Source organism: Nonlabens xiamenensis, from assembly GCF_003865345.1.
GTDB classification, from domain to species: Bacteria; Bacteroidota; Bacteroidia; order Flavobacteriales; family Flavobacteriaceae; genus Nonlabens; species Nonlabens xiamenensis.
In genome coordinates, this window is sequence record NZ_RMVE01000001.1 from 804,188 (window position 1) to 819,553 (window position 15,366).

Below are 15,366 nucleotides of genomic sequence, written 5' to 3' on the forward strand. Positions count from 1 at the left end.
ATTTGAAAAATTAGAATTTGGTCTTTTCGCTTTCGCGAAAGCGTGGATAACTTCTTCTAAGCAAAGATCAGATATTACGTAGGAAAATACGTCAAAAATCAAGTTCAATAGCCGTGGAAACGGGGGTTTGAAATCCCTCGTTCTATGAATGGTATGGAATTATGGATAAATGTTAACATCCATTCCTTCAAAGGGTTATAATGATCATTTTGTCCGGGCGCAGGAAAAATCTCATGTTGAAAACTTGTGCAAAATGCAAATGTTAATTCATCCATACCGCTGGAAAGTTTTGTCATCTTTGTTAGTCCCAAGTCATTAGAAATTAACGAGAAAAAATGGACAACATGCAGACGACTCAAGAACCTATACTTCAAGAAAACCCTAACCGTTTTGTGATCTTCCCGATCCAACATCACGATATATGGGAATGGTATAAGAAGCAACAGGCTTGTATCTGGACGGCTGAAGAGATAGATCTGCACGTGGACATCACAGACTGGGAAAACTCCCTTAATTCTGACGAGCGTTATTTCATCAAACATATTTTGGCCTTCTTTGCGGCCAGTGATGGAATTGTCAATGAGAATCTGGCTGAAAACTTTGTTAATGAAGTGCAGTATTCAGAAGCCAAGTTCTTCTATGGTTTCCAGATTATGATGGAAAACATCCATTCTGAAACCTATTCCCTGTTGATTGACACGTATGTAAAAGATGACAAGGAAAAAGATAAGTTATTTAAAGCCATTGAAAACTTCCCAGCCATCAAGAAAAAGGCAGAGTGGGCGTTGAAATGGGTGGAAAGTCCTTCATTTGCCGAGCGTTTGATCGCGTTTGCCGCGGTAGAAGGTATATTCTTTTCAGGAGCGTTTTGTTCGATCTTTTGGTTGAAAAAACGTGGATTGATGCCAGGACTTACATTCTCTAATGAGCTAATTTCTAGAGATGAAGGTATGCACTGTGATTTTGCAGTTCACCTACATAACAAGCACCTGGTCAATAAAGTTTCCAAGGAACGTATCAAAGAAATTATTGTTGATGCCTTGGATATTGAACGCGAATTTATCACGGAATCCCTACCCGCGAGTCTTATTGGTATGAATGCCAAGTTAATGACACAATACCTTGAGTTTGTCACCGACCGCTTATTGGTTGAGCTTGAATGTGAGCCGGTGTACAATGTGACCAATCCATTTGATTTTATGGATATGATCAACCTGCAAGGAAAAACCAACTTCTTTGAAAAAAGGGTGGGTGAATACCAAAAGGCTGGTGTCATGAACAGTACCAAAGAGGACAAAAATGAAATGGACTCCTTTTCCCTGGATGCCGATTTCTAGTTTCTTGTAATGTAACAAGGTGCAGCCGATGAGGCTGTCCCAACTATATTTTATTATCAAGGGTGATCCATTGGATTTCCCCATCATTAACCCAATGTAGGAGACACGGGTCAGGCGCGTTGTCTCTTATCCAAAAAGCAGTTCAATTATGTTTGTAGTAAAAAGAGACGGTCACAAGGAGCCGGTAATGTTTGACAAGATTACCGCTAGAGTTCGTAAACTGTGTTATGGTTTAAGCCATCACGTAGACCCGGTAAAAGTAGCCATGCGGGTAATCGATGGTCTTTATGATGGTGTGACCACAAGCGAATTGGACAACCTTGCGGCAGAAACTGCTGCCACCATGACTACTCAGCACCCGGATTATGCGCGTCTAGCTGCACGTATCTCGGTGTCCAACTTGCATAAGAACACCAAAAAAACCTTTTCAGAAGTAGTCACTGACCTATATGAATACGTGAATCCGCGTACCGAGAAGAAGGCTCCCATGATTAGTGATGAGGTCTATAAGGTTATTCAGGATAATGCAGATCGCCTGAACTCTGCGATCATCTATAACCGTGATTTTGGATACGATTATTTTGGGTTTAAAACTTTGGAGCGTAGTTACCTGTTGAAAATCAACGGACAGATTGCAGAGCGGCCACAGCACATGTTGATGAGGGTTTCTGTAGGGATCCATATCGATGACCTGGATGCAGCCATTGAGACTTATGAACTGATGTCCAAAAAATTCTTTACTCACGCTACACCTACATTATTCAATTCAGGAACGCCAAAACCTCAAATGTCTTCATGTTTCCTATTAACCATGAAGGATGATAGTATAGAAGGAATTTATGATACGTTGAAACAAACGGCCAAAATCTCCCAGAGTGCAGGGGGAATAGGTTTATCTATCCACAACATCCGTGCAAGAGGTTCTTACATCGGTGGAACCAATGGAACTTCCAACGGAATTGTACCTATGTTAAAGGTGTATAACGACACGGCCAGATATGTTGACCAAGGAGGTGGAAAGCGCAAAGGTTCTTTTGCGATTTATATGGAACCATGGCATGCAGATATTTTTGATTTCCTTGAACTTAAAAAGAACCACGGGAAAGAAGAAATGCGTGCGCGCGACCTTTTCTATGCAATGTGGATGTCTGACTTGTTTATGAAGCGTGTAGAAGCCAATGAGGATTGGACGTTGATGTGTCCCAATGAATGTCCTAACCTTTATGATGTACACGGAGAGGAGTTTGAAGCGCTTTACACCCAATATGAGCAAGAAGGAAGAGGCCGTAAGACTATTAAAGCAAGAGAGTTGTGGGATAAGATCCTTGAGTCACAGATCGAAACGGGAACTCCTTATATGTTGTACAAGGATGCGGCCAACCGCAAGTCCAACCAAAAGAACCTTGGAACGATTCGTTCTTCTAACCTCTGTACGGAGATCCTGGAATACACCTCTCCAGATGAGGTAGCGGTTTGTAACTTGGCTTCCATTGCATTGCCCATGTTTGTAAAAGATGGAGCTTTTGATCACAAGGCGCTTTACAAGGTAACCAAACGAGTGACCCGGAACTTGAACAAGGTGATCGATAGAAACTTCTATCCAGTGAAAGAGGCTGAAAATTCCAATATGCGTCACCGACCAGTAGGATTGGGGATTCAGGGGTTAGCTGATGCTTTTATCATGTTAAGGCTGCCATTTACCAGTGATGAGGCCAAAAAACTTAACGGAGAAATTTTTGAAACCCTTTACTTTGCCGCTTGTGAAGCATCCATGGAAATGGCAATGGAAGAAGGGGCTTACTCTACCTTTGAAGGTTCGCCTATGTCTCAAGGTGAGTTCCAATTCAATATGTGGAACATCAAGGATGAGGAATTAAGTGGAAGATGGAATTGGGCCGATTTAAGGAAAAAGGTGATGGAACACGGTGTGCGTAACTCTTTGTTGGTAGCGCCTATGCCTACGGCTAGTACTTCCCAGATTCTGGGGAACAACGAGGCATTTGAGCCTTACACTTCTAATATCTATACGCGTAGAACCCTTTCTGGAGAGTTTATTGTGGTGAATAAGCATTTATTAAAAGATTTGGTAGATCTAGGGTTGTGGGATGATAGTCTTAAAAATGCCATTATGAGAAATAATGGTTCTATTCAGGCTATCGAAGGTATCCCAGAGGATATCAAAGAGTTGTATAAAACGGTTTGGGAAATGAAAATGAAAGATATCATTGACATGTCCAGACAACGCGGGTACTTTATTGATCAGTCACAATCCTTGAACTTATTTATGGAAAATGTGACCACTTCAAAACTTACTTCAATGCACTTCTATGCTTGGAAGAGTGGCCTTAAAACGGGTATGTATTACTTGAGGACCAAGGCTGCAGTAGATGCGATTAAGTTTACCGTGACCAAGGAACGCAAATCAGCTCCAGAGGTAGTAAAAACAGCAGGAGCTCCACAGCAAACGGTGTTGCCTACTTCGCTGGAAGTGGATGATAGCACGCCTGCAGCAGCCAAGGTCATGAATGAGACTCAGCCAATCGCCAATACGAATGTGATCACTGAAAATGACGAAATGAGTGCCGAAGAGTATCGTCAGATACTCCAGCGTGCAAAAGATGCCGCAAGCAACGGCGATGACTGCGAGATGTGCGGCTCATAAACCTTGCTTATTTACTTGAACCGAAAAGCCTCATCAATCGATGGGGCTTTTTTATGAACTGTCGCTGATGCGAAACCCCCTAATTAGAATTGGCGTGATTGTTAAATACCAGGCAATGGTAGTTAAGTAATTTAACGTTTGACGCCCTAAGCTTCAAAACCTCTTAATCTCAGGCTAAAATTGATATAAACCTATCATAATCAGTCGTTTCAAACATGTTGTTCGTCGTATATTAGTAATGAAATTAATTATTAACCATAAAAGCTAATACAATGAATTACACAAAAGAAGTTTCCAATAAATTAAACGATTTACTTACCAAAAACTACGATGCTGAAGCTGGATATAAACTGGCCAAAGACAAGGTAGAAAGCAATAGGTTGCAGGATTTCTTTGAAAAGCAACAACAGGAGCGATATAACTTCGGTCATGAGCTGAAAAATGAAATCAGAAGCTATGGCGAAGAAGTAGATAAAGGAACAAGTGTAAAAGGTGACGCACACCGCACTTGGATGAATATCAAATCGACATTTACTTATGATAATGAAGAAGCGATTCTAGAAGAAGCTATCAGAGGAGAAAAGTCCGCGGTAGAAGAGTACAATGAAATTTTGTCTGAGACAACATTGCCTCCATCTACTAAAAGTCTGCTAACCAAGCACCGTGATAACATTCAAGGTGCATTGAATAAAGTAAATGCGATGGAAGAGATTGCCTAAGCAATATCCATTTCATAAGAAAAGCCTGATCCACTAGATCAGGCTTTTTTTATTACAAAGGATTTAAAGCGACTTCTTTTCTTCTTTTTGTGGCGTTCAAATTAAAATAAGATCGGTGGTGGTAATACCCTGAATGTTGATAAAAACATTTTCCTGCGGCAGTAATTTGAGTTATATTTAAAATCTTGATTCTTCCAAAGAAATAAGATGTAGGTGGTTGTAATTCAATGATCTACGACTATTTTTTAAATTTCCTTGGAAGAGGTAATTTAGAGTAAAGCGGCTGACTGCATGTACCTGATATTTGATACTGAAACCACTGGACTTCCCAAGCGTTGGGACGCCCCAATTTCTGATGTGGACAATTGGCCTCGCGTTGTACAAATCGCTTGGCAGCTTCACGATAAGATGGGAAACCTGATCGAGGCCAAAGATTTTCTTATCCGACCTGATGGATTTGATATTCCCTATGATGCCGAGCGCATCCATGGAATTTCCACGGCATTGGCAGAAAAGGAAGGAATTGCCCTGGAAGAGATGTTGGAAGAATTCAACATCGCTTTAGGAAAGACCAAATTTGTGGTTGGACAGAACCTCAGGTTTGATCTCAACGTGACAGGAGCTGAATTTGAGCGAACTAAAACCGCCAACCGTTTACAGGAAATGCCAGTGTTGGATACCTGTACAGAGCATACGGCGCAACTTTGTAAGATTCCGGGTGGTCGAGGTGGAAAATTCAAACTACCCACCCTTACAGAGTTACATGAATTCCTATTCAACGAGGCCTTTGGTGAAGCCCACAATGCCACGGCAGATGTAGAGGCCACGACACGCTGTTTCCTCGAATTGGTAAGACAACAGCAATATACCGCTGATCAATTGGGTGTGGAACCTGAATATTTTGTTCGCTTTCGCGAAAGCAATCCTATCACGATTGAACCAGTTGGTATCAACCACGTCAACCTTAAAAAAGCATCAGATCGATTAAAAACAGATACTGAGCCTTCAATTACCAAGGAAGAAATTAAGGAGAACCTAGATGAACTCAGTGGCGCCACTTTTGCCCATTTACATAACCACAGTCAGTTTTCCATTCTACAATCCACAGCCAGTGTAAAAGATTTGGTCGATGCGGCCGCAGCTCAGGACATGCCTGCGGTGGCTATGACAGATCACGCCAATATGATGGGAGCCTTTCATTTTGTGAGGGCTGTCAATGCCTATAACAGCAGTCTTGCAGGTGATGAAGACCAACAGGGTAAACAACCCATGAAACCTATCATAGGTTGCGAATTTCAGGTGTGTGAAGATATGCACGATCGTACCCACAAAGACAATGGATACCAAATCGTCATACTGGCCAAGAACAAGAACGGTTATCACAATCTCGCCAAAATGGCCAGTAAAGCCTATACAGATGGGTTTTACTACATGCCCAGGATTGATAAAAAATTAATTCAAGAATTCAAATCAGATCTTATTGTGCTCACCGGAAATATGTACGGTGAGGTGCCTTCAAAGATTTTGAATATTGGGGAAAAGCAAGCTGAAGAAGCCTTGTTGTGGTGGAAAGAGCAGTTTGGGGATGATCTATATGTGGAATTAATGCGCCACGGTCAGGAAGATGAAGATCGCGCCAATGAGGTGCTGATCCAACTGGCCAGAAAACACGATCTTCAACTGATCGCTACCAATAATACCTATTACATCCATAAGGAGGATGCCAATGCGCATGACATCCTACTTTGTGTCAAGGATAACGAAAAACAATCAACGCCCATAGGAAGGGGAAGAGGCTATCGTTACGGACTTCCTAATCAGGAGTATTATTTTAAAAGCGCCCAGGAAATGAAGCAGCTCTTCAAAGACCTGCCTGAGGCCATATTGAATATCCAAGGGGTTCTGGACAAAATTGAAGCCTATGAATTGGCGCGAGATGTATTGCTACCGGCCTTTGATATTCCAGAGCAATTTGTGGATCCAAATGACGTGATTGAGGGTACCAAAAACGGCGAAAACGCTTATTTGAGACACCTGACTTATGAAGGGGCGAAAATCCGCTATGGTGAGGAGCTTTCTGAGGAAATCCGCGAGCGATTGGATTTTGAACTTGATGTCATCAAAAACACAGGTTATCCAGGTTATTTTCTCATTGTTTGGGATTTTATTAAAGCTGCCCGTGAGATGGATGTGGCCGTAGGACCTGGACGTGGGAGTGCGGCAGGAAGTGCAGTAGCCTATTGTTTGTGGATTACCAATGTGGATCCCATCCATTATGACTTACTTTTTGAGCGTTTTCTCAACCCTGACCGTGTCTCCATGCCTGATATTGATATTGATTTTGACGATGAAAATCGGTATAAAGTCATGGATTATGTGATCGATAAATATGGAGCCAACCAGGTAGCGCAGATAATCACTTACGGAACCATGGCGGCCAAATCCTCCATCAGGGACACAGCAAGAGCCTTGGACTTGCCTCTTCCAGATGCTGATCGCGTGGCCAAACTGATTCCTGACTTTGCCAAATTAAAGAAGATTTTCGCTTTAAGCGAAAATGAGGTAGGGAGTAAATTCCGCGGTGACGATGCTGATATGGTCAGGGAATTGATGGCCCTTTCAGAAGGTGACGACCTGACCGCTGATACGATTCAAAAAGCCCGAATTCTTGAAGGTTCTGTGCGTAATACAGGAGTACATGCCTGCGGAGTCATCATTACACCGGATGATCTAACGAACTTTGTTCCTGTGGCCACCGCCAAGAATTCTGATCTCTACGTTACGCAATTTGACAATGAGGTGGTGGAAAGTGCTGGCTTGCTTAAAATGGACTTCCTGGGTCTTAAAACGTTGAGTCAAATCAAGGATACGGTAGCCATTATCAAAGAGCGCCACCATATTGAATTGGATATTGAAGCCATTCCCTTGGACGATCAAAAAACTTACGAGCTATTCCAACGCGGAGAGACCACAGGGATATTCCAATACGAAAGTGTAGGGATGCAGAAATATATGCGCGAACTCAAACCTACCCAATTTGCGGATTTGATCGCCATGAACGCACTCTATCGCCCTGGACCTCTGGAGTATATTCCAGAGTTTATTGATCGTAAACACGGCCGCAAGGAAATCTCCTATGACCTGGATGCTATGGAGGAATATCTACAGGAAACTTATGGGATCACCGTTTACCAGGAGCAGGTAATGCTATTATCACAGAAACTGGCTAATTTTTCCAAAGGTGATGCCGATGTTCTGCGAAAAGCGATGGGGAAAAAGCAAATGGCTACCCTTCAGAAGATGAAGCCTAAGTTCTTGGATGCAGGAGAGGCCAATGGGCATGATAGAACGATTTTAGAGAAGGTTTGGAAGGACTGGGAGGCATTTGCGTCTTATGCTTTTAATAAATCGCATTCTACATGCTATGCGTGGATTGCCTATCAGACAGCCTATCTCAAAGCCAATTATCCGGCAGAGTTTATGGCCGCCACCCTGTCCAACAACATGAATAACATCAAGGATGTAACTAAATTCATGGATGAGTGCCGCAGGATGGGTCTGGATGTGCTAGGGCCAGATGTGAACGAATCCAACTATAAATTTACCGTAAACCCCAAAGGAGCGGTACGATTTGGTATGGGAGCTGTTAAAGGTTTGGGGCATGCAGCGGTGATGACTATCATAGAAAACAGGAAAGATGGTCCCTACCAAAGTATTTTTGATATGGCCAAACGCATCGACTTAAGAGCTGCCAATAAGAAATCCTTTGAGGCATTGGCGTTGAGTGGTGGATTTGATGGTTTAGGAGGAGAAAACAGAGCGCAGTTCTTTCATGCGTCAGAAAATGGTCAGATCTTTCTCGAACAGGTGATCAAATATGCTCAGAAATTCCAAGAAAATGAAAACAGTGCGCAGGTGAGTTTGTTTGGTGAGGCTAGCGAGGTGCAGATTCCAGAACCTAAGTTACCAGACTGTGAAGATTGGGGTACTATGGAAAAACTCAAGCGCGAAAAGGAAGTCGTAGGCATTTATATATCTGGACATCCCCTGGATGATTATAAAAAAGAAATGGAGTTTTTCTGTAACTCCAATCTATCTACGCTTAAAAATCTGGAACCTTTGGTCAATCGCGAACTCACTTTTTGCGGTGTAATTTCTGAGACAAGACATTTGGTTTCCAAACAAAACAAGCCTTGGGGTATGTTTACCCTAGAGGACTATGAAGAGAGTCATGAATTTAGGATGTTTGGAGAAGATTATTTGAAATTCAGACATTTTCTGGTACCCAATACCTTTATCCATTGTAAAATTAAGATACAACAGGGTTGGATTGATAAAAACACTGGTAAACCCAGGGATCCGCGAATCCTTTTTACAGCAATGGCCCAATTACAAGATGTGATGGCTACGGCAGCTAAAAAGCTTACGATAGAATTTCATGTCAACGAAGTCCTAGAAGAACGTATCGAGATGCTCAAAGAAGTTTTGGATCGACATGAAGGTGACCATCGATTACAATTCACCCTTAAAGATTTTGAGGAAAGAATTAGTATAGATATGTCTGCTAGGTTTCAAAAGGTCAATGTCAACAATGAATTACTTCATTTTCTTGATAAACACGAGATCTCTTACGGAGTAAGTTGATACATTGACAGCTCACATAACATTATAAGTAAGTACAATATAGAGCTAAAGTTGCATGCTAGGATTTTGCTTAACTTTGTATTTCAATAATCAAATAAAAATATAATGGCACTAGAAATAACTGACGCAAATTTTGAAGAAACTGTATTAAAAAGTGATAAACCTGTTATGGTCGACTTTTGGGCTGCCTGGTGTGGACCTTGTCGCATGGTAGGACCTATCATTGATGAGGTTTCTGAAGAATACACGGATAAGGCTGTAGTGGGTAAGCTAGATGTTGATGCCAATCAAGAATTTGCCGCTAAATATGGCGTGCGTAACATTCCAACCGTATTGGTTTTCCAAAACGGAGAAGTGGTGGGTCGTCAGGTAGGTGTAGCTCCAAAGAATGCATATACTGACGCTCTAGACGCTCTATTGTAAAGTACTACAACAACAATATAATGCCGAGCCTGTAATTATTGTTACAGGCTTTTTTTTTCAATTGACTTTCTTTTCTATTTCAATACAACACCGCTGAACCGGCCTGCCAGACTCAATTGGTGATATTTGAATGGCCACACACGCCAACTTTAACACTAGGCTCAGGTTTTTTAGCAAAAGTCTAAGTGGGCTGGTCCTTGTATTGGCGTAACTTGAAAAGAAAAAATGAATCAGAGCATTATATTAAAACAACGACCTGAAGGAACACCTCAATCCACAGATTTTAAATTTGAAGATATTGACCAACCCACCCCAAAAGAAGGGGAGGTGTTGCTGAAAACAAGATTTGTTTCCGTTGATCCTTATCTACGAGGAAGAATGCGGGATGAGAAATCCTATATCGCGCCATTTGAAGTTGGCGCCCCCATCGAGTCTGCTGTTGTTGCGGAAGTGGTTGAAAGTCGCCATAAAAACTACAAGAAAGGGGATCACCTCACGGGTATGCTAGCCTGGAAGAAATACCAAACTTCAGATGCCAATGGACTCAGGCTGGTAGATCCAGATCAGGCTCCTTTGAGTGCTTACTTAGGTATACTGGGAATGACAGGTCTTACGGCCTATTTTGGCCTGAACAAGATAGGTCAACCTAAAGAGGGAGAATGTTTACTTGTATCTGGAGCGGCTGGCGCTGTAGGCTCAGTGGTAGGTCAGATCGGAAAGATCAAAGGAATGAAAGTGATTGGCATCGCCGGCTCTGATGAAAAAATCACGCTGATACAAGAGAAGTTCGGTTTTGATGCGGGTATCAATTACAATAAAACTGATTCACTTTCCAAAGCCATCAAACAATCGGCTCCTGACGGAATTGACGTGTATTTTGATAATGTTGGTAGTTATACTCTCGATGCGGCCATGAATAATATCAATCAGTTCGGAAGGGTCGTTAATTGTGGTGCTATTTCTTTATACAACGAAACAGAGGTACCCAAAGGCCCAAGACTGGAAACTACCCTAGTAAAGAAAAGTGTCAAAATGCAAGGCTTTATCGTCCGTAATTTTGAAGATGATTTTCCTGAGGGCATCCAGCAATTATCAAAGTGGATGAAGGAAGGCAAGCTCACCAATGAGGAAACTATTGTCCAGGGCTTTGATCAAATCCCGCAAGCATTTATTGATTTGTTTGACGGTAAAAATAAAGGGAAAATGGTGGTGGAGGTGGCATAGTGCTCAACTACTATGGAATACGTCCTTCTCATTTTTGTCAGCCAAGGGAGCTGAACCGATTACAGCAAAGACATTGATGATAGCTATTGTCTGTTAAGTTCGCTTTCGCGAAAGCAAAACACTATGACTCAAATACATTTCCTTAGTGATTACAGCTTCTTGTCAAGCTATAATTTTTATTATCTTCACTTCTTATGGATTTGCAGCACGAACTCAATAAAACTACTGGTTTCAAAAATCTACAATTGTTGGCCAGCCAGGTGGTGGAGGGCTATATCAGTGGAATGCATAAATCCCCTTTCCATGGTTTTAGCGCAGAATTTGCTGAGCACAAGATTTATAATCCAGGGGAGAGTACGCGTCATATAGACTGGAAGCTGTATGCCAAAACAGATAAGCTCTATACCAAGCGTTATGATGAGGAAACCAATTTGCGGTGTCATTTGATTTTAGACAACAGTCCATCCATGCACTACCCCAAGACAAAACAGCAAAGTCTGGGAACATTGAACAAAATTGGATTTAGTGCACTGGCAGCAGCCTCCATCATGCACCTATTAAAAAAGCAGCGTGATGCAGTAGGTATGAGCATCTATTCCAATAGCTATGAGTACTACGCTCCAGATAAGGGGAGTGAAAGACACCATAATATGTTGTTGGACCAGTTGAATCAAATGGCATCACAATCACCGGAAGGCACTCAAACCGATACCTTTAAATATTTACATGAAATTGCGGAAAACATCAAGCGCAGATCGTTGGTGCTTCTATTTACCGACATGTTCCAAAGCGACCGGCATGAAGATGAGCTTTTTGAAGCCCTGCGTCACCTGAAATACAATAAGCACGACGTTGTTTTGTTCCATACTTTTGACGGAGACACAGAAGTGGAATTTAATTTTTCAAATCAACCTACTCGCTATACCGACGTTGAAACTGGTGAACATATCAACTTATATGCAGACAATATCCGGGAGGATTATCAAGAAGCGATCAGCGCTTATTTTGACAGGTTAAGACTGCGTTGTGGGCAAAATAGGATCAAATATATGCCAGTAGATGTACGCAAGAGTTTTGATGTTGTCCTAACCACATTTCTATTGGAGAGGCAATTGTTTAAATAGTTGAAAAGATAAAGCCTAGCTTAAGGAGGCTAGGCTTCACTGACAGAAATTCAAATTCACATATAGGGATTATGAATTATCATCTGTCTTTACTTTCTCAACCTGACCGTCATCATCATATTTAATTTTGGTCTCGGAACCGTCTTCGTTCTCTATCTTGACTTTGTCTTCTTTAACTTTTACTTCATCTCCGTTTTCGATCATTTCGTTCACGGTTTCTTCTTGGGACTTTTCTTCATCCCTACAAGAGGTTAACGCTACTGCAAATAAGGCTACCAGCAATAGACTTTTCAATAAATGTTTCATAAGGTTGTGATTTTAAGTCGCCTAAGGTAGCTGATTGTTTGTAAATAGCAAGACTTTATACTCGATAAACAAAAAAAGCCTGTCGACAGACAGGCTTTGAAATTGACACTACGCTCGCCATCCTACTGCGAATGAAGGCTTTTTATTCTTTAATTAATTTTAGTGTTTGTACGCGATCCTTATCTGTGACCTGTAAAAAATAGAGTCCGCTGGATAATCCGTTAGTAGAAAAGCTGGTTCCCTCTGCAGAATAACTTTTTATCTTCTGACCTGCACTATTAAACAAGATGATCTGATCTACAGGTTGCGACAACCTAAATACATCAGCAGTCGGATTCGGATACAGACGGATATCCAATGCATTGTTTCCTCCAATCGCATCGTCAGTACTCAGCGGGTCATTCAGCGCCTGAGTAGTATATAACTTATATTCTCCAGGCTGGAGACTAATAGGTGAGCTGGTGTTGGTCACATTGACCACACTATTGTTACCAAAATAATCGTACCAGACTCCAGTCTGTGAAAAGTTAGGGTCGACCGTTTGCGTACTTGTTGCAAAGTTTGCTACCACCACGGCATCAAACTGGCTTCCATTGAGATTAATACGCTTAACCAGTCCCGATACATCCAGGCTGTTATTTCTACTATTGAAAGTGTCGGGATACAATGTTTTAAAATTGATCATGGTTGCTGTGGCCTCATACAAGTCAAGACGGTCTTGATCTGTATCATAGTTCAACGTCCACGGAATCGGTTTGCGACCTGTTCGACCATTGAAATCTATATCGATCTCATAACCCAGCTCGCCGAATTGCCATAACATTTTCGGTCCGGGAATACTGTATAAAATGGCAGCGATTGCCTCCTGACGATCCAGTGCAACCGGCAAACTACGCACATCATGCGCCGGGTTGACATTGTTTCCAAATTGTAAGTTTTTATACATCAAACGTTGCTCATCGTGACTTTCTGCATAAGCTACCAGATGCTGATCGTTATAATTGCGTGAGGTAAAGTAGGTACGGAAAACATCTGCATTGGTAGAATAACCCATGGAATTCTGGTTATAGGCATCCGTCATTTTTCCCCATAGCATGAAACCTACATCGGCCAACACCTTTTCCTCGCTGTCCACGGCAAGGTGTTCCAAGATCATATAAATATCATTGCTGTTATTGTTCCATATGGTTGAACGGTAATCGTTTAGAATATCTACACGGGATTGGTCGTAGGCATTCCAAGCGCCAACATTGCCTAAAGTGTTGTTTTGGGTAAAACCCTTGGACAGGTCAAACCTAAATCCATCCACTTTGTATTCGTCGATTAAAAACTGAAGTGTTTGCTTGACGTATTCTCTGGTCCATGGACTTTCATGGTTCATGTCGTAACCTACATTGAAATCGTGTTTAGCGACTGGGTTCATATACGGATTATCGGCAGCAGGTCTGAAATTGGCGGCATCCCACCACATTTGGCACAAAGGACTTTGGCTAAAAGCGTGATTGTATACCACGTCAATAATCACGGCAATACCTTTAGAATGACACAGGTCGACCAATTCTTTAAATTTTTCTGGAGTTCCGTAAGCCTTGTCGATCGCACCGTGTAATTTTGGATTGTAACCCCAACTATCTGTTCCTTCAAACTCGTTGATAGGCATGAATTCAATTGCGTTTACGCCTAGATCGTCCAAATAATCTATTCGGTCGATGACTTGTTGATAACTGTCCTCTTCTGAAAAATCTCGTACCAAAAGTTCGTAAACCACAAGGTTTTCTTGGTCTGGGCGCACAAAATTATTGACCGTCCAGTTATACGGAGTTTTTTGGTAAGTGTATAAGGTTATATCACCCTCAGTTTCTCCGGTGGGATAAGCAGGAAGATTGGGATAGTTACCCGGTTTGATAAAAGGATCGCTATTTTCATCCAAAATAAGTTGGCTATAAGGATCGGCAACTTTGATTTCAAAATCTACCAAGTACTGATACATAAATTCGGTATTGGCCGTGAACTCAGAGGCAGGAACGGTGATCCAAAAATAATCACCATCCTTATTCATTTGGTAAGCCGTGTCCAGATTCCAGTTGGTAAAGGATCCCACCAATACCACATCGTTTTTGAGTGGAGCAGCCAGTAGGAAGGTCACTGAACCATCTGCATTTTCATTGACGCCATGCTTCAGTCCTGCGGGTCTTGGCACATTTTGGGTGACTCCAGGTACAAAAACGTCTATACTATCGCTCGCCGTATCTGTACCATTATTAGCCGAAACCACGATTTCGTAGTTCCCTGAGGCGTTAAAAGAATAATTTGTCGAGATATTCATGGCGGTGGCTGTCGCCACAGCATTCCCATTAACACTGATGTTCAGAGCTGTGTTCTGTGAGCAATCACCGCTTATAGTAACCGAATCATTAATATTAAAAATGTCACCATCTTGAGGTGAGGTAATTGCCACGTTCAGTCCAGGCGGAAAAATATCCAAGAAAATATCAGGATTGGTTTGGGCCGTAGCACTGGAATTGCGGATCACCAGACATATTTCAGAAACTACATCACCTGGAGCCACACCATAAAATTGCTCCACCGTCGTTCCCAGATCAAGTTGGTAAATGTTTCCGCCTACGTTGGTAAAGGCTGGGGCAGTTGTATTGTCATTAAAAGGGCCGTTGACAATATTTTGCCAGCGGTTGCCATTCACTGTCACCCCTGTGTAAGCATAAAGGGTACCAGATACATTTTCTAGATCGGTACCAGTAGAATCAAAGGTGAGCACAACCTGATCGGTCTGTGTAGGGGTGGACGGGCTGGTAGTGACTTGCGCTTTCGCGAAAGCGATACCACACAATGCCAAGACGGCCAGAATAAAATTTTTCATCAAGTAAGTATTATTAGAGCAAAAAAAAGGGCTGCGAACAGCCCTTGAT

9 protein-coding genes are annotated in these 15,366 nt (G+C 42.0%); 7 read left to right on the plus strand and 2 right to left on the minus strand.

Annotated elements, in window-relative coordinates; translation table 11 throughout:
- The first annotated feature begins 344 nt into the window (after positions 1-344).
- From EGM47_RS03585 to EGM47_RS03615, 7 genes are all read left to right on the plus strand, one after another.
- Positions 345-1,337, plus strand: coding sequence for a ribonucleotide-diphosphate reductase subunit beta (locus EGM47_RS03585; RefSeq protein WP_124979376.1), 993 nt, complete (start codon positions 345-347; stop codon positions 1,335-1,337).
- A gap of 148 nt (positions 1,338-1,485) precedes the next feature.
- On the plus strand, positions 1,486-3,999 hold the full coding sequence (locus EGM47_RS03590; RefSeq protein WP_124979377.1) for a ribonucleoside-diphosphate reductase subunit alpha: 2,514 nt from the start codon (positions 1,486-1,488) through the stop codon (positions 3,997-3,999).
- A 272-nt stretch (positions 4,000-4,271) separates the two neighbouring features.
- Positions 4,272-4,718: a ferritin-like domain-containing protein gene (locus EGM47_RS03595; protein WP_124979378.1), complete on the plus strand. Its 447-nt coding sequence runs from the start codon at positions 4,272-4,274 to the stop codon at positions 4,716-4,718.
- Between the two features lie 291 nt (positions 4,719-5,009).
- Positions 5,010-9,362, plus strand: a complete 4,353-nt coding sequence (gene dnaE, locus EGM47_RS03600; protein ID WP_124979379.1) for a DNA polymerase III subunit alpha — start codon at positions 5,010-5,012, stop codon at positions 9,360-9,362.
- 105 nt (positions 9,363-9,467) lie between these two features.
- A complete protein-coding gene (trxA, locus tag EGM47_RS03605; RefSeq protein WP_124979380.1) occupies positions 9,468-9,785 on the plus strand; it encodes a thioredoxin in 318 nt (105 codons plus the stop codon).
- Positions 9,786-10,010: 225 nt separating this feature from the next.
- Complete coding sequence (locus EGM47_RS03610; RefSeq protein ID WP_124979381.1) at positions 10,011-11,009, plus strand: NADP-dependent oxidoreductase; 999 nt, start codon at positions 10,011-10,013, stop codon at positions 11,007-11,009.
- A gap of 194 nt (positions 11,010-11,203) precedes the next feature.
- Complete coding sequence (locus EGM47_RS03615; RefSeq protein ID WP_124979382.1) at positions 11,204-12,133, plus strand: DUF58 domain-containing protein; 930 nt, start codon at positions 11,204-11,206, stop codon at positions 12,131-12,133.
- A 69-nt stretch (positions 12,134-12,202) separates the two neighbouring features.
- On the opposite strand, the gene EGM47_RS03620 is transcribed toward EGM47_RS03615, so the two are convergent.
- Together EGM47_RS03620 and EGM47_RS03625 are read right to left on the minus strand one after the other, a co-directional pair.
- Complete coding sequence (locus EGM47_RS03620) at positions 12,203-12,439, minus strand: hypothetical protein (protein ID WP_124979383.1); 237 nt, start codon at positions 12,437-12,439, stop codon at positions 12,203-12,205.
- A 142-nt stretch (positions 12,440-12,581) separates the two neighbouring features.
- A complete protein-coding gene (locus EGM47_RS03625) occupies positions 12,582-15,317 on the minus strand; it encodes an alpha-amylase family glycosyl hydrolase (protein WP_124979384.1) in 2,736 nt (911 codons plus the stop codon).
- Positions 15,318-15,366: the final 49 nt, after the last annotated feature.